Source organism: Acinetobacter sp. Marseille-Q1618, from assembly GCF_902809855.1.
In the GTDB taxonomy this organism is placed as follows: Bacteria; Pseudomonadota; Gammaproteobacteria; order Pseudomonadales; family Moraxellaceae; genus Acinetobacter.
In genome coordinates this window covers 1,099,460-1,121,380 of the sequence record NZ_CADDWJ010000002.1, presented here as the reverse complement: position 1 = coordinate 1,121,380, position 21,921 = coordinate 1,099,460, and the positions used below count along the sequence as shown (strand labels likewise).

General features: G+C 38.6%; 25 protein-coding genes. 8 read left to right on the top strand and 17 right to left on the bottom strand.

What is annotated here, in order from left to right; translation table 11 throughout:
* Positions 1-44: 44 nt before the first annotated feature.
* From crcB to HUS24_RS12435, 3 genes are all read right to left on the bottom strand, one after another.
* A complete protein-coding gene (crcB, locus tag HUS24_RS12445; protein WP_173912290.1) occupies positions 45-425 on the bottom strand; it encodes a fluoride efflux transporter CrcB in 381 nt (126 codons plus the stop codon).
* Between the two features lie 82 nt (positions 426-507).
* Complete coding sequence (locus HUS24_RS12440) at positions 508-1,347, bottom strand: DUF2071 domain-containing protein (protein ID WP_173912289.1); 840 nt, start codon at positions 1,345-1,347, stop codon at positions 508-510.
* A complete protein-coding gene (locus tag HUS24_RS12435; RefSeq protein ID WP_173912288.1) occupies positions 1,316-2,224 on the bottom strand; it encodes a DUF2071 domain-containing protein in 909 nt (302 codons plus the stop codon). Before HUS24_RS12435 ends, HUS24_RS12440 begins: the two co-directional genes overlap by 32 nt.
* 158 nt (positions 2,225-2,382) lie before the next feature.
* Here HUS24_RS12435 and HUS24_RS12430 point away from each other — a divergent pair, with 158 nt between their 5' ends.
* Positions 2,383-2,715 carry a HopJ type III effector protein gene (locus HUS24_RS12430; protein ID WP_173912287.1) on the top strand — a complete coding sequence of 111 codons (333 nt, stop codon included), beginning with the start codon at positions 2,383-2,385 and terminating at the stop codon, positions 2,713-2,715.
* A 296-nt stretch (positions 2,716-3,011) separates the two neighbouring features.
* On the opposite strand, the gene HUS24_RS12425 is transcribed toward HUS24_RS12430, so the two are convergent.
* From HUS24_RS12425 to HUS24_RS12415, 3 genes are all read right to left on the bottom strand, one after another.
* Positions 3,012-3,422, bottom strand: a complete 411-nt coding sequence (locus HUS24_RS12425; protein ID WP_173912286.1) for a GFA family protein — start codon at positions 3,420-3,422, stop codon at positions 3,012-3,014.
* Between the two features lie 72 nt (positions 3,423-3,494).
* Positions 3,495-4,706, bottom strand: a complete 1,212-nt coding sequence (locus HUS24_RS12420; protein WP_173912285.1) for a TIGR03862 family flavoprotein — start codon at positions 4,704-4,706, stop codon at positions 3,495-3,497.
* Positions 4,696-5,355 (bottom strand): SAM-dependent methyltransferase, encoded by a 660-nt coding sequence (locus HUS24_RS12415; protein WP_173912572.1) that lies wholly within the window; start codon positions 5,353-5,355, stop codon positions 4,696-4,698. The genes HUS24_RS12420 and HUS24_RS12415 overlap by 11 nt, the downstream gene beginning before the upstream one ends.
* An 82-nt stretch (positions 5,356-5,437) precedes the next feature.
* On the opposite strand from HUS24_RS12415, the gene HUS24_RS12410 reads away from it, so the two are divergent.
* Complete coding sequence (locus tag HUS24_RS12410) at positions 5,438-5,605, top strand: DNA gyrase inhibitor YacG (protein ID WP_173912284.1); 168 nt, start codon at positions 5,438-5,440, stop codon at positions 5,603-5,605.
* A 124-nt stretch (positions 5,606-5,729) separates the two neighbouring features.
* A complete protein-coding gene (locus tag HUS24_RS12405) occupies positions 5,730-5,906 on the top strand; it encodes a hypothetical protein (protein ID WP_173912283.1) in 177 nt (58 codons plus the stop codon).
* Positions 5,907-5,991: 85 nt separating this feature from the next.
* Here HUS24_RS12405 and HUS24_RS12400 read toward each other — a convergent pair whose 3' ends face one another.
* The 5 genes from HUS24_RS12400 to HUS24_RS12380 form a co-directional block, all read right to left on the bottom strand.
* Positions 5,992-6,636, bottom strand: a complete 645-nt coding sequence (locus tag HUS24_RS12400) for an MBL fold metallo-hydrolase (protein WP_173912282.1) — start codon at positions 6,634-6,636, stop codon at positions 5,992-5,994.
* Between the two features lie 9 nt (positions 6,637-6,645).
* Complete coding sequence (gene hemH / locus HUS24_RS12395; RefSeq protein ID WP_173912281.1) at positions 6,646-7,665, bottom strand: ferrochelatase; 1,020 nt, start codon at positions 7,663-7,665, stop codon at positions 6,646-6,648.
* A gap of 89 nt (positions 7,666-7,754) precedes the next feature.
* Positions 7,755-8,771: a DUF4062 domain-containing protein gene (locus HUS24_RS12390; RefSeq protein WP_173912280.1), complete on the bottom strand. Its 1,017-nt coding sequence runs from the start codon at positions 8,769-8,771 to the stop codon at positions 7,755-7,757.
* A gap of 126 nt (positions 8,772-8,897) precedes the next feature.
* Positions 8,898-9,776: a glutamate racemase gene (murI, locus tag HUS24_RS12385; RefSeq protein WP_173912279.1), complete on the bottom strand. Its 879-nt coding sequence runs from the start codon at positions 9,774-9,776 to the stop codon at positions 8,898-8,900.
* 50 nt (positions 9,777-9,826) lie between these two features.
* On the bottom strand, positions 9,827-10,438 hold the full coding sequence (locus tag HUS24_RS12380) for a DUF1285 domain-containing protein (RefSeq protein ID WP_173912278.1): 612 nt from the start codon (positions 10,436-10,438) through the stop codon (positions 9,827-9,829).
* A 203-nt stretch (positions 10,439-10,641) separates the two neighbouring features.
* Here HUS24_RS12380 and HUS24_RS12375 point away from each other — a divergent pair, with 203 nt between their 5' ends.
* Entirely contained in the window at positions 10,642-12,354 is a 1,713-nt protein-coding gene (locus HUS24_RS12375; RefSeq protein WP_173912277.1) for an electron transfer flavoprotein-ubiquinone oxidoreductase, read from the top strand.
* A 77-nt stretch (positions 12,355-12,431) separates the two neighbouring features.
* On the opposite strand, the gene HUS24_RS12370 is transcribed toward HUS24_RS12375, so the two are convergent.
* Both HUS24_RS12370 and tusA read right to left on the bottom strand, forming a co-directional pair.
* On the bottom strand, positions 12,432-12,890 hold the full coding sequence (locus HUS24_RS12370) for a hypothetical protein (RefSeq protein ID WP_254433856.1): 459 nt from the start codon (positions 12,888-12,890) through the stop codon (positions 12,432-12,434).
* Positions 12,891-13,048: 158 nt separating this feature from the next.
* Entirely contained in the window at positions 13,049-13,306 is a 258-nt protein-coding gene (gene tusA / locus HUS24_RS12365) for a sulfurtransferase TusA (RefSeq protein WP_173912276.1), read from the bottom strand.
* A gap of 191 nt (positions 13,307-13,497) precedes the next feature.
* On the opposite strand from tusA, the gene HUS24_RS12360 reads away from it, so the two are divergent.
* Positions 13,498-14,337 (top strand): HlyC/CorC family transporter, encoded by an 840-nt coding sequence (locus tag HUS24_RS12360; RefSeq protein WP_217424355.1) that lies wholly within the window; start codon positions 13,498-13,500, stop codon positions 14,335-14,337.
* Positions 14,334-15,893 (top strand): apolipoprotein N-acyltransferase, encoded by a 1,560-nt coding sequence (gene lnt, locus HUS24_RS12355; RefSeq protein ID WP_173912275.1) that lies wholly within the window; start codon positions 14,334-14,336, stop codon positions 15,891-15,893. The genes HUS24_RS12360 and lnt overlap by 4 nt, the downstream gene beginning before the upstream one ends.
* 36 nt (positions 15,894-15,929) lie before the next feature.
* Here lnt and HUS24_RS12350 read toward each other — a convergent pair whose 3' ends face one another.
* On the bottom strand, positions 15,930-16,268 hold the full coding sequence (locus tag HUS24_RS12350; protein ID WP_173912569.1) for a tRNA-binding protein: 339 nt from the start codon (positions 16,266-16,268) through the stop codon (positions 15,930-15,932).
* 89 nt (positions 16,269-16,357) lie between these two features.
* Between HUS24_RS12350 and HUS24_RS12345 the strand changes: the two genes are divergently transcribed.
* Positions 16,358-16,786 carry a GFA family protein gene (locus HUS24_RS12345; RefSeq protein ID WP_173912274.1) on the top strand — a complete coding sequence of 143 codons (429 nt, stop codon included), beginning with the start codon at positions 16,358-16,360 and terminating at the stop codon, positions 16,784-16,786.
* 102 nt (positions 16,787-16,888) lie between these two features.
* On the opposite strand, the gene HUS24_RS12340 is transcribed toward HUS24_RS12345, so the two are convergent.
* The 3 genes from HUS24_RS12340 to gspF form a co-directional block, all read right to left on the bottom strand.
* Positions 16,889-17,224 (bottom strand): hypothetical protein, encoded by a 336-nt coding sequence (locus HUS24_RS12340; protein ID WP_173912273.1) that lies wholly within the window; start codon positions 17,222-17,224, stop codon positions 16,889-16,891.
* A gap of 271 nt (positions 17,225-17,495) precedes the next feature.
* The gene (gspG, locus tag HUS24_RS12335; RefSeq protein ID WP_065994030.1) at positions 17,496-17,933 is read right to left on the bottom strand and encodes a type II secretion system major pseudopilin GspG; all 438 of its coding nucleotides are present in this window, start codon (positions 17,931-17,933) and stop codon (positions 17,496-17,498) included.
* A 50-nt stretch (positions 17,934-17,983) separates the two neighbouring features.
* A complete protein-coding gene (gspF, locus tag HUS24_RS12330) occupies positions 17,984-19,189 on the bottom strand; it encodes a type II secretion system inner membrane protein GspF (protein WP_173912272.1) in 1,206 nt (401 codons plus the stop codon).
* A gap of 165 nt (positions 19,190-19,354) precedes the next feature.
* On the opposite strand from gspF, the gene HUS24_RS12325 reads away from it, so the two are divergent.
* A complete protein-coding gene (locus tag HUS24_RS12325; RefSeq protein ID WP_173912271.1) occupies positions 19,355-21,592 on the top strand; it encodes a primosomal protein N' in 2,238 nt (745 codons plus the stop codon).
* Positions 21,593-21,921 lie beyond the last annotated feature (329 nt).

Sequence of the window (21,921 nt, the reverse complement as noted above, 5' to 3'; positions counted from 1 at the left end):
TTTTTAACCCTAGCCTAAAGTGCTCCTCCCTTTAGGCTATTTTTTTATCTACTATTTAGCATGATTTGAAAAATATAAAACCCAATTGCTAAGCACACCACACCACAGATCACACTTGAAATACTATAAGCCAAGGCGATGGGCAATTGTCCTTGTCGAATCAATTGAAATGTTTCCAAACCAAAGCTTGAAAATGTGGTAAAGCCACCTAAAATCCCCACCATAAATAAAAGTCGAGCTTCATTGTGTAAAATAGGATAACGCTGGCTTAAGGCAAAAAAGATACCCGCCAAAAAGCAGCCAAATAAATTGACTGACCACGTTGTCCAAGGAAATAAACTGTGCGGTTTGGAAATAATGAATCCAGTGCCATAACGCAAGCTTGCCCCAATTGCGCCACCGCATGCGACGAGTAGCCAGTTCATTTGCACAATACTCCCAATCATTATGTATATGTAATTGTGTATAAGTTAAACTTTATCCACAGATGTTATGGCTCATGTATATTTACGCAACAGGATTTTCGTTCATTACATAAAAATCTAAAGTTGGCACAACAAAAGCAAATGCATCCTGTGGATTTACACCCCATTCTTCAAGTAATGGACAATCCACCGCCAATGCTTGAGCGGATTGAATTTTACTAAAATCAAAAGGCATAATGATATCGCCTTGTGACATTTTGCTTGGCTGATCCACCCATTCCACCCAAGCATGCTCTTGATCAACCAAATAACGTATCGCCTTATCCCAAGAGCCAAAAAACGTTTGCCATGCAGCAGGCAATTGTTGTTCGTCATTCAGCCGTATCGAGCTTGAGAGTCGGTATCGAGCATCGATTGATATTTGGGTATGGACTTGTTCTGCGTGTTGTTGATGTTGAAATACCGTTGCAAATTGTGCAGGCATTGCATCACTTGCCAAACGCCCACTCAAAACATATAACAATTGATCTACCGCAACTTGTTCAAAAATTGCCGTTTTCTCTTGTTGTTTTGGATCAATATAAAAACGCCAATTACTTTGCTGAGGAGATGGCATCAGTTTGCGTAATTTTCCTAAAAAAGAGAATCCAAAATGCGCATGTTGGTAGGTTAATATGGTAAAAATCGTTTTGCCTTGTTTTTCCCAAAGCTGTACCTGTTCTGGGTAACGCGAACGAACGTGCTCAATGTCCACCAACCAAGATAAATAGACGATATTTTTAACTTGACTTTGTAGCTTTAAAAAAGGTAAAAATCGCATCAATACACGACGGATTTTCAATAAAAAAGTCAAACTTAAAATAAAAGCAATACAGGACTCAACCCAAGTACTACGATGATTTTTGTAAGTATGCCGACTCATTCTCATCCCCTTCACACTGTTTTGATGTTATGGGGTTTTCACCCATCACATGAAAATCTAAGTTAGGTATAAAAAAACACAAGGGCTGACTATCGGCACCTATACCAAATTCAGCCAATAAAGGACAATCTAGGTGTTGTATTTCTAAAGCACGGATTTGTTCAAAATCACTGACGATTTGAATATTTCCTTGTGAAAGCTGCTGTGGTTGATCGACACATTCCACCCAAACATGTTCTTGCGGAACAAAAAATTTTAAAGCGTCCTTCCATTCAGGAAATATTTCGGCCCACTGTCCAGTGAGTTGTTTATCTTCAACATTTTTTAGTGTTACATCTAAACAATAACGTTCATCCATATGGATTTTGGCATGAATGTCTAAATCATTTGCAGTAGATTTTACCTGATGTTGAAAATTCGGATCGTATTGGGCAGGCATGGCATCACTTAACACTCGACCACCCATGACATATAGCATTTTATCCACCACAATTTGTTCAAAAATCACTGTCTTAGGCAACAAATCATCTGCCAAATAAAAACGCCAATTACTTTGTCGTGGAGATGGAAATATCTTCCGAGCTGCCCTAAAACAATGAAGCCCAAAATGATGATGGTGATAAAACAAAATACTAAAAATCGTTTTGCCTTGATGTTCCCATAAACGAATCGGTTCTGGAAAACGCTGTTTGACGAGATCAATATCAACCAACCATGACATATACACGGTATCTGTTGCTTGGCTTTCAAGGCGTAAAAAGGGCAAAAAACGCATCAATCCACGACGTAAATTCAATATTATTTTTGAACGAAGCAGCCGCCCAAACAAGCGGAAAAATAGCTGATGTTGTTTAAATTTAAATAAATGGCGATTCATAAAACATCTATCATTGTATTTTTATCGTGTAGGTCATTTTTATATTAGCAAAAAATCCAAACGAAAGTCGTTTTAATACGGAATAATGATATTGAATGCCCTTATTTTTAGTTATGATTTGGCAACGTCTATTCTGAATATAACTTGGAACCTAAGCTATGACGCAACAACTTTTAGCACAGCTTCAAACAGGTGAAGCAAAATTTGCCGATGTAATTGCATTTATTGAAGCACGTTACCAGCACACTCCGACTGCATTTCAAAATGGTCAACAGTACAATGCAGCGACTGAAAATCAAGGCAGTGCTAAAGTTTTTTCATTTGCCAAGCTCAATGATTTAGATCAACAACAAACCTTAAGTTTATTTGCCGAACACTATGCGTCTGTACTGGCTACACCCGAAGCTACTGATCATCAAAACATTCGCCAATTTATGCAACATGGCTGGGATGGCATTAAGTTTGAAGGCACAGCTTTAACAGCAAAATAGCATTGACCTACTCAATATATCTGCTAACTAATAGCCTAATTTAATTAAGTCAAAAGTAAATAAAGCTTTAGCAAAATTATTTCATACATATTTTACCACCTATACAGGCGACATGGATGTTACCACTGTTGGGTTGTTGGGTGGAGGTTTTAGGGATTGAAGCACTCACCCAACAAAAGACTTGTCTTTTAATCTGGTAAAAGACAAGTCTTATCTACGCAAATTCAGCTAATTTTTTCAATACTATTTATGGTTGTATAATTCTTTAAAATGACATTATTCCAAACACTTACAACTCATGGACGTTCATCAAACTGCGGTAAATCATCACAAATATTGTCCCACTCTGCTTTATAGGCTGTGAAAATATGCATCGTTGGTTTTTGTTGAAGTGGCGTATCTAAGGTGCCGATTCTTAAACGATAAGTATCTGGTGTTTCTGCTTTAATACTAATAATCGGTGAAGCGCATTCACTACAAAAACAACGCTGCGTAGTAGGGGTTGATGCAAATTTTTTAAGTAAATGTTCACCCTGAACGATTTTAAAATCTGTTTTTTGAATAGGTGCATTGGTGGCGAAAGCGGTACCATTTGCTTTACGACAACGACGACAATGACATTGAATAATTTCACCAATTTCGCCATGAATTTCATAACGAATACCACCGCATAAACAACTTCCTGTATATATTTTTTCTACGGACATGGTTTTTATCTCTGGTTTGGAATGTTGTCAAATTAACACAAACAAAATCACTTCATCGAAATTTAAGCTTATTCAATTGTAATTTTCATTCTGAAGATAATGATGTGTCCCTACTGCTGCAGCACGTCCTGTAGCAAAACATGCTGTCAGTAAATAGCCTCCCGTTGGCGCATCCCAGTCCAACATTTCCCCACAACAAAATACATGCGGATTAGATTTCAATTGTAATTGTTCATTCAAGGCATTTTGTTTTATACCGCCAGCACAACTAATCGCTTCTTCAATGGGACGAAATCCTGTCAGTTCAACTTTTAAGTGTTTAATTTGATAGGCTAACTCTTCTGGTTGATGCCATAAGGATTTATCTACAATTTCACGAATTAAATTGGACTTTGCAGTATCTAAACCTGCTTTACGCCAAATATTGGCAGTTGACTGCTTCTTTGCTGGTTGTAATTTTTGTACTAACTGAGACATGGTTAAATCAGGTAACAAGTCTAAATATAAACTCATATTTTGGTGTTGCTTAAGCTGCTGTCTTAACGCTCGTCCTTGTTTATAAATCAGACCACTTTCCAAACCATAGTGTGTGATGACAATATCACCTTGTGTTTTGGCTTGCCCCGCTACCCAAGCATCAACACGTTTCAATGGCTGTCCAAAAACAGGCTGCATAAACTTAGACCATGCTTTTTCAACGCCTGCATTGCTGGCTTGAAAAGCTTCTATTTGCGCTTGATCAAACCATTTTTGCCACGCCCCATCACTGCCTAGCTGTGACCAAGACACTGCGCCACAGGCTAAAATAATCGCATCAAAATCTTGCGTATAAATTTGCTCAGATTTGAGATTTTGAATGGTTAATCTGTGATGTTTTAAATCTAAAATTTGATGCCGATAATGGAATTGTATTTTATTTTCAATTAAACGTTTCAACCAAGCGCGTAATAAAGGCGCAGCTTTCATCTCATTAGGAAAAATTCGCCCTGAACTGCCGACATAAGATTCAATTCCTAAACCTTGCATCCACTGTCGAATCCAAGTTGCATCCCATTGTTTGATCCATGGACTGAGCCACGCAACTTGATCATAGCGTTGCACAAACTGTGTAACTGGTTCAGCATGGGAAATATTCAGCCCTGTTTTTCCTGCCATTAAAAATTTGCGTGCTGCTGAAGGTTTTTGCTCATACACATGCACCTCATAATCAAATGCACTCAATACTTCCGCAGCCATTAACCCTGCAGGTCCAGCCCCAACAATGGCAATACGCTTACTTGACATTTTCAGGCTCAGTCACTTGAGTATTTTGACCTTGTAAAGGTTGAAAACCATCAAAACGTGTTGCATAGTTTTCAGGTTTAGAGATAACCAACTGCTGGCACAACTCTCCACGTTCTAAATATTTAATCTCAAAATGAGTCCGTGCTGAATCAGATGCAATCACTTGTTTCTCATACGGTAAATTCCAGACTTTTTGTAATTGCTGTTCTGCTTCTACAATATATTCAGGAATATTACTGGCTAAAGTAATCGTGCCGTGGGTTTGTAAACGAGAAATTAAAAATTCAAAAAATGGCATATTCAACCAGCGTTGTGCTGGATTATGTGGCTCAGGATTTGGATATAAAATAAAAAATTGTTGCACTTGCTGCGGATACAAAGCGTGTACCACCCAAGGTAACGCATCCGCATGAATCGGTGTTAAATTATCTTGCCCTTCAAGTTGATGCTGTTTTTGCATGGCTAAAAACTTTTCACGTGTTCTTTCTACAGCGACCAATTTGAGTTGTGGATTTTGACCAGAAAAAAGTAAGGCATGCTTGCCTTTACCTGCACCAATTTCGACACAAATTGGACTATTTTCAATAGATTGAAAATCACGTGGCGCATGCATACGCTGTGCTTGAAATTGACGAATCGGCATAATCAGATCAAACTAGTAAAAAACGGCACAAGTCTACCAAGTCTTATGCACTTTGCCTATTTCACTTTGCAAAATGAGGATTGAATCCATGCCACGTACCTTTCCATGCCCTCGTTGTGGTCAGCCAACGACTTGGGATGACAATGAATTCCGCCCTTTTTGCTCTGAACGTTGTAAATTAATTGATCTCGGTGCTTGGGCAAGTGAAGATTATAAATTACCGACAGAAGATGCTCCTCAAGCAGAAGACTTATAGCACTAAGTAATATTTTATTACAATATAACAAACCCGACGTAAACAGTTTGTATTATAAGTACACAATACTCTTATAAATTATTCTTATCTTATTACACTTCACTTGTCGTAATTGAGAAAAATTATGCTTCTTATATTAAAAATTAGTTTTATTATTCTGAGTGTTTTTGGCTTATTTTTTATTGGCTTAGGCATTTATGCAGCTGACGGTCTGTTCTTTGCTATCGCATTACTTTTTATTATTGCGACACTTTTAGTTGGCTTAGAAATACGTAAAAGATTTTCAAACCCTTTTGACTAAAACGCTCAAAAAAATCTTACTCACCGATGTAAATAAGATTTCTTTTAACAACCTAACCATTAAAACAACTTTAAATCACCTATTATCAGCCTGCCTGACCTGCAACAAATGGATTATGTTGTTTTTCAAAACCAATAGTACTCATTGGCCCATGTCCTGAAATAAACTGAGTTTCATCAGGTAAACTAAAACATTCTCTTTGAATCGAATCTAGCAGTTGCTGATGATTTCCTTTAGGAAAGTCAGTACGTCCGATTGAACCTTTGAACAACACATCACCCGTCCATAACACGCCATATTTAGCATTATAAAACATCACATGTCCGGGGGTATGTCCGGGTGCAAAACGTACCTCAAATTCCTCTTCACCCAGCTTAAGAAGCTCACCACCTTCTAGCCATTGATCAACATGTACCGCTTCTGGAATGGGAAAACCATAACGTGCCGAAACTTCTTGGATCATATCTAACCAAAAAGCATCTTCTTTGTGCGGCCCAATGACAGGAACATTCCACGCTTTAACCAATGCACCGACTGCACCTGCATGATCTAAATGTCCATGCGTCAACCACAAAGCTTTGACTGTTAAACCTAAGCTTTCGACTTCTTGTTTAAGTTTTTCAGGTTCACCACCTGCATCAATCAGTACCGCTTCTTTACTTTCGCTGTCCCAAACGATTGAACAATTTTGAGCAAATGCGGTGACGGGTACAATTTTAACTTGCAACATATTCTTTCCTCAATTTGGCTCAAATGTGCTAAAGGTTGTCTTCAAAGGCTCTAAGTTTGCCTGTAATAATTGGGCTAATAAATCAATATGCAAGGCATCATTATTTAATGCTGGGATATATTGATATTGCTCCCCGCCTGCTTGCAAAAATAGTTCAGCATTTTGTAATGCTAATTCTTCTAAAGTTTCTAAACAATCCGCAGAAAAAGCTGGACTCATAACCTGTACCGACTTTACACCTTGTGCAGCCCAATCTTGTAATACTTGATCTGTATAAGGTTTTACCCATTCTTGTTTACCAAAACGAGACTGGAAACTGATTTGCCACTGATCATCGCTTAAGTTTAAAGCTTGTGCCAGCTTTTGTGCAGTAATCTGACTACGTTCAGCATAAGGATCACCTTTATCCGCATAAGGCTGCGGAATACCATGAAAAGACATCAATAGTTTTTCAGGCGTACCATGCGTTTGTTGAAATTTGCGAACACTGTCCGCCAAAGCTTGAATATACAAAGGATGCTGATAATAATCACGAATGATGGTTAAAGCTGGCAAATTTCGCTGTGTCAGCACCCATTTAGCCACAGCATCATAAAGCGGTGCGGTTGAGGTCGCTGAATATTGTGGGAATAATGGCAATAAAATGATTTGATCATATTTTTGTGCTGCTGCATCTTGTAATACTTGGCTAATCCCAGGATTACCATACGTCATCGCAGGGACGACATGCAAGTCTAAATGAGGATTTTGCGCAAGCAAGCGTTGTTCTAAAAGTGCCGTTTGCTGCAATAAAATTTCTCGCATAGGCGAGTCTGTCATCCACACTTGCACATAAGCATGTGCCACTCTTTTAGGACGAAAAGGCAAAACAAAAGCATGTAAAATGATTTGCCAAATAAATTTGGGAATTTCAATCACACGCCCATCAGATAAAAACTGCTTTAGAAAGCGTCGTACAGCAACTTCAGAAGGTTCATCAGGCGTTCCTAAATTGGCAACAATCACTAACACCTTGGTTCTAGAAAGCATGATTTTATTTAACCTTATTAAATCAATCTATCCAGTCAATGTATCAGAACTTAAGCCATTTTTTTAACAGATCAATAAAAAACATTCATTTAAAAAATAGATGAATGCTTACCAATCATTTGTGAGCCTTCTAATAATCTTAAGCCTTTGCTGGTAATTTGCCACAGCATACGCTGTCGATCATCTCGTCCAACTGGCGCGATCCAATCATTTTGGCGCATTTGTTGCTTAATGGTGTGTAAGGCACGAATATTGATCTGCGCTCTGGCAACGGCATGTGCTCTAGGCATAGGCACTTGCACATCTGCCAAACCAGATTTATTTAAATATTCATTCAGTACCTTAGAAAAGCTGTCTTCTGGTGTAGTATTTCTAAATTCAACCGATAAAACTTTTAAAATCTCGATCCATGTCATTTCACGAATTGGATTCATTTCCTTAAAATTACCATCCTGATAGGCATGCACACGATAATCAAAATTAAATACATCGTGAATAGAAACCTTCGGCAAAGTTAGGAATGGGTCGACTTCTTTACGTTCTTGCGTATTTTTAGCTTGTGCCAATTGGGTTTTTAAGCGATCAATCTCATCCTGTAATACTTGAATATTTTGTGGACGCACCCACCCAACCACAGGATAACGTTCTAGCATTTGTGGCATATAAGAACGTACACTCAGCTCTAAATCCCGCAATGTTCGATAAGTGACCACTTGTTCCACTTCTCTTTGTAGTTGGTTGCGGAACTCGTAAAATTTTTCTTTTAATTCTGCACGGGACTCTTGTAAAGCTTCATCACGCAACTCAGGTGCTTCATGCAAAAATACGATGACTGGTTTTTGTTTAGTGACTGCATAGATATATTCTAAATGCATATAACTCACACCAGATACCGATTGTTCCCCGTACTGGCTACCTAAAAGTAATAAAACATAATCACAATCATCGATTTGACGACGAGCAAAAGCCGTACTCAAAGGCGTACGCTGTTCCAAACCCCACGAAAAGAACCCCATTCCGATCAGCGTTTGTGAAACAATCATGCGTTCTGGCTGCATGTCTTTGCCAGACGTGGTAATAAACACCTGATAACGTTTGTCGAGCATAGGTTAACCCATCCTTCTCATATAGCTTAAATATTGATCCGCCCCAAACAGATCACGAAGTTATATGCCCCACACTTATAAATATAGATAAAATTAAAGCTGTCTTAATTTCATATGTTGGACTCACTATTGCAGTTTATCAATAACGTCACAAATTGACCATGAAATTTTTTCTTGAATTAAATGTTTTAGGACTGGCGTTAAAGTATCCGCATTATGACCACTGACATAACAGCTCAGTTGTGTTTTATTTTGTAATGATAATTCTGATAACAATTCATTCTTAATTAAAATTCGTGCAGTTTGCCGAGCAACCGCAAGCCCTGAATCCACTAAAGTCAACTGATCTCCATAAAGATTTTGGATGGTATTTTTTAAAAAAGGATAATGTGTACAACCTAATACCAAGTAGTCTGCATGCTTAGCCAATATCGGATCTAAAACATTTTTTAATGCTGTTTTACATTGTTCACTGTTTTGCAATCCTGCTTCCACAAAAGGAACCAGTTCTAAACAAGTGACAGGCATCACATCTACACCCGAAGGTTCTGCAAAACGCAATACCACATCCTTAATTAATTTACCCCGAAAAGTGGCAGGTGTGGCAAGTACGGCCACCACTTTAGACTGGGTTTGCAACACGGCTGGCTTTAAGGCAGGTACCAACCCCACAATTGGGAAGTTCTCACCATAATGCTCACGCAAAAAATCCAAGCTAAATGCAGATGCGGTATTACATGCAACTACTGCAATTTTGCAGCCTTGTCGATACAACCATTCAATCGCCTGTGCAGTTAATTCACGGATATTTTGATCATCTCGTGCGCCATAAGGCACATGCGCAGTATCGGCATAATATAAAATACGCTCATTGGGTAAATAGTTGGCAATCTCCTGCGCCACGGACAATCCACCTATGCCAGAATCAAAAATACCAATTGGCGCATCTGCAGATGCTTTTGGCATAGGATTTTCTAAAGGATATAAAGGGAGAATGGCGCTCATCTTATCCACTATTTGTATGAGTCAAAATATCAAGCTATAAAGCTTAAACCTCAAGTGCCTAATTGCAAGTGCAAATCACCACTTGTTAACGATAAAATCGTGTCGCCTTGCGCATTTTCAAGCAATTCACCATATTCAATTAAATGAAAAAATGCAGCGCGTTGAATCAAGGCATTTATGCCAAAGCGTACATGCACATAAGGTCGTGCTTCACCCTGAAACTCTCGCATAAAAATAGGATGCGCTGCATCAACAATGATCACATCTTGATTGGTTGTGGTCAGTTGTAAATACTTTTTATTTTCAATCTCAACTTGTTCAACATTGTTGACAAATAAAGGCTCATCCTCAACCTCAATTTCGATTTGTTCCACAGGTGTTTTTAAGTAGAATTTTCCACTTTCTTTCCAAAGCACACTACTAAACAGGTCTAGTAAGGCTTGCCGACGAATCAATTGACCTTCGTGCCACCATTCACCGTTGGCTTTTACACACAAATCCATTTTGCCACAATGCTTTGGCTGCCACTTCTGCAAAGGTGGGATTGACCTTTTGTGACCCAACTGTACAGCTTTTAGGTATTGTGCTATGTCCATTAAGTTTTTATCATCAGAATCTAGTGATTTATTCACCTCTGATGTTGAATTATTTTGATTTACCATGGTTTATGCCTTGCTGACCAAAAAATAATACGACTCAGCCAATTGGCTAGATCAAGGTTTATCCCTATACTAGCGCAACATTATAAAAGGTACGATAACAGAATTGTACCGCGTAATTAAGAACACTCATGGCAGCACCGATTTTTTTATTGTAATAATGAAATGACTACGGTTGCCACCTTTAGACATATGAGGAGTCCTACATGGAACACATCGAACGTGAATCGATGGAGTTTGACGTAGTGATCGTAGGCGCAGGTCCTGCGGGTCTTTCTGCTGCGATTAAAATTCGTCAATTAGCAATTGAGAACAACCTTCCAGACCTTTCCGTCTGTGTGGTTGAAAAAGGCTCTGAAGTTGGTGCGCATATCTTATCTGGTGCTGTACTTGAACCTCGTGCAATCAATGAACTTTTCCCAAATTGGAAAGAAGAAGGTGCACCTTTAAATGTGCCTGTGACTGAAGACAAAACTTATTTCTTAATGTCTGCAGAAAAATCACAAGAAGCACCGCATTGGATGGTACCTAAAACCATGCATAACGATGGAAATTATGTGATTTCTCTCGGAAATGTGGTGCGTTGGTTAGGCACAAAGGCTGAAGAATTAGAAGTCTCTATTTTCCCAGGCTTTGCAGCGTCTGAAGTACTTTATCATGAAGATGGTTCAGTAAAAGGCATCCAAACAGGTGATATGGGTATTGGTAAAGATGGTGAGCCAACACACAACTTTACTCCAGGTTATGAATTGCATGCCAAATATACATTATTTGCAGAAGGTTGCCGTGGTCATTTAGGTAAACGTCTGATTGCAAAATACGACCTTGATAAAAATGCTGACCCACAACATTATGGGATCGGTATCAAAGAACTTTGGGAAATCGATCCTACAAAACATAAACCAGGTTTGGTGATGCATGGTTCAGGTTGGCCGTTGTCTGAAACAGGTTCTACAGGTGGCTGGTGGTTATATCACGCTGAAAATAACCAAGTGACTTTGGGAATGATCACTGATTTATCTTATACCAACCCACACATGTATCCATTTATGGAAATGCAGCGTTGGAAAACTCATCCACTAATCAAGCAATACCTTGAAGGTGGTAAGCGTATTTCTTATGGCGCACGTGCTGTTGTAAAAGGTGGTTTAAACTCTCTGCCTAAATTGACGTTCCCAGGCGGTTGCTTAATTGGTGATGATGCAGGTTTCTTGAACTTTGCTAAAATCAAAGGCTCTCACACGGCGATGAAATCAGGCATGCTGTGTGGTGAGGCTGTATTTGAAGCGATTCAAGCAGGTGTTGCCAAAGGTGGTGAAGTTGGCTACGCACGTGTGGTTGAAGGCGAAGACTTCTTTATTAAAGAACTTACTGCTTATACTGAAAAATTTGACAATAGCTGGTTAAAAGAAGAGTTATATCGTTCACGTAACTTTGGCCCAGCAATGCACAAATTCGGTTTATGGATGGGTGGCGCATTTAACTTTATTGATCAAAATATCTTTAAAGTACCATTCACATTACATGATTTAGTGCCTGACTTCAGTGCCTTAAAAACTGTAGATGCGTCGACATTCAAACCAAACTATCCAAAACCAGATGGTAAGTTGACATTTGATCGTTTGTCTTCGGTATTTGTATCGAATACTGTACATGAAGAAAATCAACCTGCACATTTGAAGCTGATTGATCCAACAATTCCTGTAAATGTAAACTTACCAAAGTGGGACGAGCCAGCTCAGCGCTACTGCCCTGCTGGGGTTTATGAAATCATGGAAAATGATGACGGCTCTAAGCGTTTCCAAATCAACGCAGCAAACTGTGTCCACTGTAAGACGTGTGATATTAAAGATCCTTCACAAAATATCACTTGGGTAACGCCTGAGGGTGGTGGTGGTCCGAATTACCCGAATATGTAATGAGTATCCAAATATGTAATTTGGATAGCTGATTAATACCAGTTAGATAAAATACCTCGATACAATCGGGGTATTTTTTATTTCTGAACACTTTCCCAAATATCTGAATATTTGCTAAATACCATGACTATAGGTCCTACTGCTGATTTTACTGCGCCATGATCTTGAATAATATTAATTACATAATCTTGACAACTATATAGATAAGCATTGTCTTTGGCTTTCCATCCCACTTTCGGCACATTGGAATGCTTTAAAATATTTTGCTTAAATCGCTCTAGATCTGTTTCATAAGTTGCCAAAGGACCATCTAAAAAACTAGCACTAAATGAGCTAATGATCTGCTTTTTATCATCAAAAGCAATGTGTCCAAAAGAAGTCACGCCTGCTTTTTTGACAAGCTCATCTACCCCATTTTTAAACTCAAAACGCTCATGGTCATCACCTAATACCTCGACACTTGCTGTCGGATGTTGCTTTTGAAACTCAGAAATAGGTTGTGCCAGTCGAATACCCGCCACTTCAATTTGTTGCATTGGAAGCGCGCACGGTTTCGCCCAGACAGATTGCAGGACGCTCAAAGTCATTAAAGTAAATAATAAAGCTGTTCTTTTTCTCATTCGGTGCATGTGATATGCGTATTTTTATTGAAATGAATGTTAGATTTAACAACTTTAAAATTTCAAAGCTGCTTTTAACCTTTTTGTACCAAATAATGAAACTCTTTATTACCATTTTCATCGAGTTTTTCTTCTTGCAAGAGTAATTCATGTCCTAAGTGCATACAAAACTTTGGAATATCCCAAGAAGTTGAATTATCCGTTGCAAAAACTTCAACCACATCGCCTGATTTAGATTTACGAATAGCTTGATGTAACATCATCACAGGCTCAGGACAACGCAAACCACGTGTATTCAGTTGAATGCTCGGTATAGGCAACTGTTCAGACATGTTTATTCTCAAAATCAGAAAAATAGTCATTGAATTTTAACACAAACTCAATTTATGAATAAGCGCTGTAATTTCTCTACAAAATGACGCATTGTTTCATGGAATCAATGCATTTATTCGATAGACATCTGTATTTTCTAAGGTATGATAAAAATTCGATTATTTGATATTTAGAGTCTTTAGGAAAGATCATGCACGAGGAATCAGGCACGTCGTGGGGAATGCGTGGCTTACGCAAATGGTTAGGCACTGCACCCGAAACACGCGATGAACTGCTAAAACTAGTACAAGATTCACGTCGTTTTTTAGAACCCGATACTGTTGCCATGTTAGAAGGCGTTTTAGACCTTCCTGCAACAAAAATTCGTGAAGTTATGACCCCACGTACTGCAATGATCAGCTTGCAAGAAGATGATCAGTTGCTCGATATTTTGCATGTTTTGATTGAATCTGCGCATTCTCGTTTTCCTGTATTTTCAGCAGATCAACCTGAAAATGTGGTGGGTATTTTGCTTGCCAAAGATTTATTGCCTTACTTAACTGATCGCACCACTAAAGTCGATGTGCATAGCATTATGCGTCAGCCTTTGTTTGTACCTGAAAGCGCACGTTCTGACCAAGTGCTACGTATGTTAAAAAATACCCAAACGCATATTGCGATTGTGATTGATGAATATGGTTCAACCGCAGGTTTGGTCACCTTAGAAGATATTTTAGAAGAAATCGTAGGCGAAATTGAAGACGAACACGACAATGTCGATGAAGAAGCGCAATTTATCCTTCCTGATCCGTCACATAACACAGCCAATGCATGGATTGTACAAGCGCTTACACCAATCGAACACTTTAACAATGTTTTAGATGCTGATTTTTCTGACGATGAAGTAGAAACTATGGGCGGTCTATTGCTTCAAGAAATTGGCTTGGTGAGTGATTTACAAGGTCAAGTGATTGAACTTGATGCTTGGCAATTTACCATTATTGAAGCAGATGCCCGCACTATTCATCTGATTCGAGCTGTACGTAAATGAGAGCCTATTTTGACAAATTGCTAAAACCATCAGAACAACAAAAGCAACTTCCTTTTATTATTCCGTTTTTAATTAGCCTCATCTCAGGTGCGGTATTTAGTTTTGCACTCGCACCTTTTCATTGGTGGTGGTTGGCAATTTTATCACCTGCTTTACTCTATGCCTGCTTAAAAGGACGTAATCCAAAACAAGCTTTGTTTTTGGGTTGGAGTTACGGTTTTGGTTTATGGTTTGTTGGCGCATTTTGGCTCTATACCTCAATCCATACCTATGGAGACACCAACGCTGTTTTAAGCGTCTTAATGATTGCGATCATGGCTTTGGTGATGGGTTTATTTACCGCAGTACAAACATGGTTGTATCGACGTTTTTTCCCAGAAACACCTTTGACCTTTGCACCGCTTTGGGTGGCATTTGAATGGGCGAAAACTTGGGTTTTCACAGGCTTTCCGTGGTTGTTTGCAGGTTATGCTTTTACTGAACGCTTCTTAGACAGTTATGCACCGTTGTTTGGTGTGTTTGCTGTGTCTTTTGTGGTGATCATTTTAGCCTGTGCTTTAGTTGAGGTTTTACATCGCAAACTGATTTGGATTATTCCTTCTGCCTTGTTATTGCTTGGTGCGTGGGGTGCTTCATTCCTGAATTTCGTACAACCAAAAGCTGAAAAGCCTCTTAGTGTTTCACTGATTCAAGGCAATATTCCACAAGATTTAAAATGGCTAACAGAATATCAAATTAAAACTTTACAGATTTATGTTGACCTTACCCGAAATGAATGGGGACGTGATCTGATTGTTTGGCCCGAATCTTCGATTCCACTGTTTCAAAGTGATATCCCTGATTTCTTAAACATGATGGATCAAAGAGCCAAACAAACGGGTTCAGCATGGGTTACAGGCATTCCATACTGGGATTTAAAAGAGTCAAAGCAAGTCGGTCAGCCGATGTATTACAACAGTATGATGGCATCGGGTGCAGATTCTTCAGGTTTGTATAAAAAGCAACGCTTAGTACCATTTGGGGAATACATTCCACTGTCAGGTTTACTCAGTTGGGTGCTACCTGCTTTGCAAAATGACCCTTCAATGAGTGGTTTTTCTCGTGGTGAAAGTGATCAAAAACCATTTAAGATCAAAGACCATAAACTCGCAGCAGCGGTTTGTTATGAAGTTGCCTATCCGAATCTGACTCGCCGTAATGCAGAAAACAGTGACTTTTTAGTGACAGTCTCAAATGATGCTTGGTTTACAGGTACAGCAGGCCCACAACAACATTTACAAATGGTACAAATGCGTGCCAAAGAAAATGGGCGTTGGTTTATTCGTGCCACCAATACTGGCGTAACTGCTTTTATTGATCATAATGGACATATTGTGAAACAAGCTCCAATCGATCAAAAAGCGGTGTTACGTGGTGATTTACCTGCGATGCAAGGTGAAACTTTATATACTCGTTTAAGTGATTGGCCGATTTTAATTTTGTCATTGCTTTTATTAATTGTGGGATGGATTTATCGTCCACGTAAAGTCGATGTCAGTTTTAAATCTAGACGATAAACTCAAAAACCTCTCTAAGAGAGGTTTTTTTATAACTTATAATAACTTTGTGCCCAACGGTACATCAGCATCAGGCATACAAAGTGCTACATGCCCATCGACATTATGAAAACCCGTGACTAAACATTCTGACTGGATCGAACCAATTTGTTTTTTGGGGAAATTGACCACTGCAACCACCAGTTTTCCAATCAAATCTTCAACTGAATATAAATCTGTAATTTGAGCACTAGACTTTTTAATGCCAAGCTCAGACCCAAAATCAACATGTAGAATATAAGCAGGTTTGCGTGCTTTGCTAAAAACTTCTGCGGATATAATTTTTCCAACTCGCAATTCAACTTTTAGAAAGTCATCCCATTCAATTTGTTGCATCATTTCACCTTACTTTCATTTTTTCATCTTCTCTGTGCTATTTTAAGCAACAACAAAAATAACACTTAAGGCAAAACGGACAATACATCATGTTAAATGGACAATGTTTATGTGGCAGTGTGCAGTTTCAAATGGTATTAAACAATATTGAATTAATTTACCAATGTCATTGCAGTTTATGCCGAAAACAATCAGGTACACATGCGAATCACGCCACCATGATCAAAGTTGAAAATTTTGCATGGACAATGGGGCAAGACCACATCAAAACCTATAAAAAAGACACTGGATTTACGTCATCATTTTGTCAAAACTGTGGCTCACCTGTACCCAACCGTATCGGAGAACATCCCTATATGTGGATTCCACTCGGTTTGATTGACAGTGAAATTCACCCCAAACAACGACTTAACTTTTGCATGACTTCACAAGCAGCTTGGGAGAAAATCACACACCATACAGATTATCCTGAACTGCCAACATGGGATGAATTGAAAATACTTTTTAAGCTGGGATAAGTTTTTATTTCAACGAAGATTTTTATATCAAATTCAAATGAAAAATGCTGATCATGGGGTTACATTATCAGCATTTAACTGTGGTTTTAACACCCAAAAATCTTAAATTTGCGTTGCCAAATAAGACAACATACCTGCCAAAAACAACATCGGCAAATAACGATAGATTTTTAATAAAACTACGTCAAATGCAGATAAATCATCAAGATTGAATTTAGACACAGTGGCATTTAAAGCACTATAAAAACTAATAATCGCAAGTGCACTAAATACACTTACGCCTAAAAAACCCATCATAATTTGGCTATTGGCATCTAAGTCTTGCCAAACATTTAAAAAAATCTGACTCATCGGCAATAAACTCAAAATCAAAAGAACAGATTTGAGCATAGACCAATGAAATTGATTAATTTCATCTGATAAAAATAATGCTTTCATCCTATTCTCCTAGCAATTTGGTCGCCTTTAAAGAACATTATGCAAGCTTTTAAATAAATAAAAAGTCTATTTTTATCCGTAATTTAACTTTCTTGTAACTATTAAATATGGGAATAATTCTTACTATATCTCTCAACAAATATTTTTATAAATTATCAAAAAATATCAATGTGTTATTATTGTTTTTAGAACTAAGAAACATTATCACTTCACTCAATATTGATTTATACGATTCAGTGAAGTGATTTATTCCATGATTTTAAGTCAAGCATTAAGGCGTGTAATAAATATCAGCATCATTACCTTCACCACCTTGTTTACCATCAGCACCAAAAGAATATAAATCGAATGGACGACCTTCAGAACCTGGGATGACATATTGCACATCATTTTCCCAACTGTCTTTTGGATAACCACCTTTTAAATACCCGCCTGGCATCCAGTTTTTAGCATTTGCAGGTTGATTCACCAAGGCATCCAAACCGCCTTCTTGTGTGTTTGGAAAATGCCCATTGTCCAATTTATATTGATCTAAAGCACCTGCAACGCCTTTTAAGGTAATCTTCGTGGTATCCACTTTGGCTTTCTCACCTCGTCCCATCACATTGGGTACAATCAATGCCGCTAAAACACCCAAAATCACGATCACTACCATCACTTCAATGAGTGTAAAACCCGATTGTTTGTTGCTCTTCATTTTCCGTTGCATTGCAATTCTCTCTTTACACAATTCATTATAAAAATAATTAAATTCTTGGCTTAAATCATATTGTTCATATTGACGATTGGCAACATTACTGCAATCACGATCACCAAAACAATACCCGCCATAAACACCAACATTAACGGTTCTAACAATGCCAATAATGTTGAAATAAAAGTCGTCACTTCTCGATCCTGCATATTCGATGCACGTTCTAGCATCCGATCTAGCTCGCCTGAAGCTTCACCACTTTTAATCATTTGCACCATCATCGGGGGGAAATAGCCACAACGCTCTAATTGTGTTGCCAAGTTTCCACCTTCTGTGACTTTTTCAGCAGCAATATTCACCGCATCTCGAATGACCCAGTTGCTACTCACGGCTGCCCCAATTTTTAGAGCATCGACTAAGGGTACACCTGATTTTGTTAAGATCGACAAGGTACTGGCAAAGCGTGCTGAGTTTATACCACGTGATAATTTACCAAATAATGGCAGTTTGAGTGTTAAACGGTCAAAAGCATAATGCCCTGCTTGAGTCTTTAAAAAACGTACCAGTAGAATCAGTCCCAATACACTTGCCACTAACACAAATGGCCATGACGTGCGGATAAAGTCACTGGCTTTCATTAAAGCGACAGTTATCCAAGGCAACGCTTGCTTACTTTGATCAAAAGTTTTAACGATGTCAGGCACGACATACGTCATCAAACCCATCACAATACCAAAAGACATCAGCATCAAAATGATCGGGTAAATCATGGCACCTTGTACTTTCTTTTGCATGGCAAAACGGTTTTCTGTGTAATCAGACAATTGATCTAAAATTAAATCTAAATGTCCTGAGCGCTCACCTGCGGCAACCGTTGCAATATATAAATCAGGAAAGCGTCCTGACTGCTGCATGGCTTGTGCTAAGGAGTGTCCTTCCAAAACTTTAGCACGTACCGCCAAGAGTAAGTTTTGCACATGTGCTTTTTCACTTTGCTTGGCAACTGCACGCAAAGCCTCTTCTAAGGGAATAGAGGCTGCGACCAGCACCGAAAGCTGACGTGTCATCAAAGCCAGATCATAAGCTGAAAACTTTTTCTGAAATAAGCCCGAACTTTTGGTTTTATCTTTTTGCTCAACAGCATCAACCGTGACAGGAATCCATTCTTTGTCCCGCAATTGTTGTCGTATTTGACGTGCTGAATCTCCCTCCAACACGCCTTTTTGCTGCTTTCCTGAAGCATCAATGGCAGTAAATTGATATGCAGGCATTATAATGCTCTAGTTTTCCAAAATTTTTGTGTCTTTTGCAGTTGCATTAGACCCTTAAAATCATTCATATTCTGAACAGTTATTCTAAGATATGTATGAATGCTACACTCTACCATAAGCACAAACAGACACGATACTTTTTCATTCAAGTGTAATTAATCATTTATGCCAAATTCAGAAAATATCAACGCAACACCACAAAACATTATATATCGTGTACGGGTTGCTGTACCTGTATTTATATATGATTGCTTTGACTATAAAGTCAGTGCTGAACAATATGCACAGGCAGATGTCGGCATGCGTGTTGCCGTATCTTTTGGTCGGCAAAAGCTGGTTGCGATTATTACTGAAAAGTTAGCAATAGATACCCCGATTGATCCTCGCTTTCAACTCAAATCAGTGACTGAGTTTTTAGACGATCGCGCGATTTTAAATGACAAAGTTTTAAGTTTGTTGACATGGGCTGCACAATATTACCAATTTCCCATCGGTGAAGTCATGCAAACAGCTTTGCCTACATTATTACGTCAAGGCAAACCCTATAACTTACTGGCACGGATTTGGAAAGTTTTAGACTTAAATGCCGAAGACAAAGTCAAACGCTCTGAAAAACAACAAGAAGCCTATAAAATTTTAAAGTTACATCCACAAGGCACACAAGAAAATATTTTAAATCTGAGTGGTATCGAAACTGCAACACTAAAAGCCTTAGAAAAGAAAGAAATTATTGTTTGTGATTTAGAGCCACAGAACTTTAAGCCTGAACCTGTTAGTTTGGCGCAAATGCCACTCACACCCAATGACGATCAGAAAAAAGCCATTCAAACTATTTTAAAAGCACAAAAAAAATATCAAGCATTTTTACTGGATGGCTTAACTGGCAGTGGTAAAACTGAAGTCTATTTACAAGTCATGCAAGAGGTTTTAAAACAAGGTAAACAAGTCTTAGTGCTCGTGCCTGAAATTGGCTTAACACCTCAAACAGTTAGCCGTTTTCAATCGCGTTTTCATTGTAATATTGCACTACTGCATTCAGGTTTAAATGACACCAAACGCCTACAAGCTTGGCAGCATAGCGAAACAGGCAAAGCTTCTATTATTTTAGGAACACGTTCTGCGATCTTTACCCCAATGCCTCATTTGGGTTTGATCATTTTAGATGAAGAACATGATCTTTCTTTTAAACAACAAGAAGGTTTTCGTTATCATGCTCGAGATGTCGCACTCTATCGTGCCCATCTGGAGAATTGTCCGATTATTTTAGGTTCTGCTACACCAAGTATTGACAGTTATTTTCTCGCCCAACAAGGCAAACTCACTCGCTTAGAGCTAAATCAACGTGCAGGTACGGCTATCATGCCTAAAATGCATGTGATTGATTTAAAAATCAGTAAAAAAACCGCAGGTCTAAGTGAACAACTGATTAGTGAAATTGGCAAACGCTTAGAGAAAAAAGAGCAAGTGCTGATTTTTCTCAATCGGCGTGGTTATGCGCCTGTGCTGATCTGCGAAAGTTGTGGCTGGCAGGCCAATTGTCCTCATTGTGATGCACATTTTACACTGCATTTAAAACCTTATTCACATTTACATTGTCATCACTGCGGTACCATTAATCGTTTACCTGATGCATGTCCTGAATGCAACCAAAATACTTTAAAGCCGATTGGAATGGGTACAGCCAAAGTTGAAGAAGCTTTAAATGAGCTGTTCCCGAAATATCCTGTGGTACGTGTAGATCGTGACTCAACCAGTCGTGTCGGCAGCTGGCAGAAAATTTATGACCAAATCCAAAAAAGTGAACCGACCATTTTGCTCGGTACGCAGATGCTGGCAAAAGGACATCATTTTCCCTACGTCACTTTGGTTGCGATTTTAGACATAGATGCAGGTTTACTCAGTGTTGACTTTCGGGCAACTGAACGCACAGCACAGTTGATCGTGCAAGTAGCAGGACGTTCAGGACGTGGTGAGAAAAAAGGCGATGTTTATTTACAGACGTTACGCCCAGACCATCCACTACTAAATACATTGTTGGATAAAAACTATCGGGCTTTTGCCAAGCAAACTTTAGCAGACCGAAAAATAGCGGACATGCCACCTTATCGTTATGCCATTTTACTGCGTTGTGAATCTAAAAGTCAGGATGAAAATCAAAGCTTCTTAACCGAAATGACGCAACAATTACGTCTCAATACTGAAGAAAATTTGATTGATATTTGGGGACCGATTCCTGCACCTATGGAGCGTAAAGCGGGTCGTTATCAGGCACATGTGGTGTTGTTATCGCATGATCGTGCAAAAATGCATTTTTATATTCGTCAGTGGTGGCAATACGTGCTTCAGCAAAAACCATCACATATGAAGCTAACGATTGATGTAGATCCGCAAGAGTTAAGTTAATAACAACTTCTCAGCTATCACAGCCCTAAATTATATTGGAAAATCAAATGGATTTGTGTAGGCAATGCCTAACTTTTCAGGGATGAAAAGTTACAAAAATCCTTTGTTAGACTGAGGGTAAGTCCTTTTACCCTAGTCTAACTAGGCGACATCCATGTCGCCTCATGCGATAACAACACTGACTGTGAAATCACTATAAAAAACTTACTTACGGATACTAATTTTACAAAGTGATATAAAAATAGTTTTATCAAATGCACATAAAAATTTAGAAAATCTAAAATAGCAGGTTGATACATATTTTCATTACATTCTTTTTCATACAATAT

Bases quoted from the DNA above. Each gene is read 5' to 3' on its own strand.
- crcB (WP_173912290.1), bottom strand. From the start codon at position 425: ATGAACTGGCTACTCGTCGCATGCGGTGGCGCAATTGGGGCAAGCTTG.
- HUS24_RS12440 (WP_173912289.1), bottom strand. From the start codon at position 1,347: ATGAGTCGGCATACTTACAAAAATCATCGTAGTACTTGGGTTGAGTCC.
- HUS24_RS12435 (WP_173912288.1), bottom strand. From the start codon at position 2,224: ATGAATCGCCATTTATTTAAATTTAAACAACATCAGCTATTTTTCCGC.
- HUS24_RS12430 (WP_173912287.1), top strand. From the start codon at position 2,383: ATGACGCAACAACTTTTAGCACAGCTTCAAACAGGTGAAGCAAAATTT.
- HUS24_RS12425 (WP_173912286.1), bottom strand. From the start codon at position 3,422: ATGTCCGTAGAAAAAATATATACAGGAAGTTGTTTATGCGGTGGTATT.
- HUS24_RS12420 (WP_173912285.1), bottom strand. From the start codon at position 4,706: ATGTCAAGTAAGCGTATTGCCATTGTTGGGGCTGGACCTGCAGGGTTA.
- HUS24_RS12410 (WP_173912284.1), top strand. From the start codon at position 5,438: ATGCCACGTACCTTTCCATGCCCTCGTTGTGGTCAGCCAACGACTTGG.
- HUS24_RS12405 (WP_173912283.1), top strand. From the start codon at position 5,730: ATGCTTCTTATATTAAAAATTAGTTTTATTATTCTGAGTGTTTTTGGC.
- HUS24_RS12400 (WP_173912282.1), bottom strand. From the start codon at position 6,636: ATGTTGCAAGTTAAAATTGTACCCGTCACCGCATTTGCTCAAAATTGT.
- hemH (WP_173912281.1), bottom strand. From the start codon at position 7,665: ATGCTTTCTAGAACCAAGGTGTTAGTGATTGTTGCCAATTTAGGAACG.
- HUS24_RS12390 (WP_173912280.1), bottom strand. From the start codon at position 8,771: ATGCTCGACAAACGTTATCAGGTGTTTATTACCACGTCTGGCAAAGAC.
- murI (WP_173912279.1), bottom strand. From the start codon at position 9,776: ATGAGCGCCATTCTCCCTTTATATCCTTTAGAAAATCCTATGCCAAAA.
- HUS24_RS12380 (WP_173912278.1), bottom strand. From the start codon at position 10,438: ATGGTAAATCAAAATAATTCAACATCAGAGGTGAATAAATCACTAGAT.
- HUS24_RS12375 (WP_173912277.1), top strand. From the start codon at position 10,642: ATGGAACACATCGAACGTGAATCGATGGAGTTTGACGTAGTGATCGTA.
- HUS24_RS12370 (WP_254433856.1), bottom strand. From the start codon at position 12,890: ATGCAACAAATTGAAGTGGCGGGTATTCGACTGGCACAACCTATTTCT.
- tusA (WP_173912276.1), bottom strand. From the start codon at position 13,306: ATGTCTGAACAGTTGCCTATACCGAGCATTCAACTGAATACACGTGGT.
- HUS24_RS12360 (WP_217424355.1), top strand. From the start codon at position 13,498: ATGCACGAGGAATCAGGCACGTCGTGGGGAATGCGTGGCTTACGCAAA.
- lnt (WP_173912275.1), top strand. From the start codon at position 14,334: ATGAGAGCCTATTTTGACAAATTGCTAAAACCATCAGAACAACAAAAG.
- HUS24_RS12350 (WP_173912569.1), bottom strand. From the start codon at position 16,268: ATGCAACAAATTGAATGGGATGACTTTCTAAAAGTTGAATTGCGAGTT.
- HUS24_RS12345 (WP_173912274.1), top strand. From the start codon at position 16,358: ATGTTAAATGGACAATGTTTATGTGGCAGTGTGCAGTTTCAAATGGTA.
- HUS24_RS12340 (WP_173912273.1), bottom strand. From the start codon at position 17,224: ATGAAAGCATTATTTTTATCAGATGAAATTAATCAATTTCATTGGTCT.
- gspG (WP_065994030.1), bottom strand. From the start codon at position 17,933: ATGCAACGGAAAATGAAGAGCAACAAACAATCGGGTTTTACACTCATT.
- gspF (WP_173912272.1), bottom strand. From the start codon at position 19,189: ATGCCTGCATATCAATTTACTGCCATTGATGCTTCAGGAAAGCAGCAA.
- HUS24_RS12325 (WP_173912271.1), top strand. From the start codon at position 19,355: ATGCCAAATTCAGAAAATATCAACGCAACACCACAAAACATTATATAT.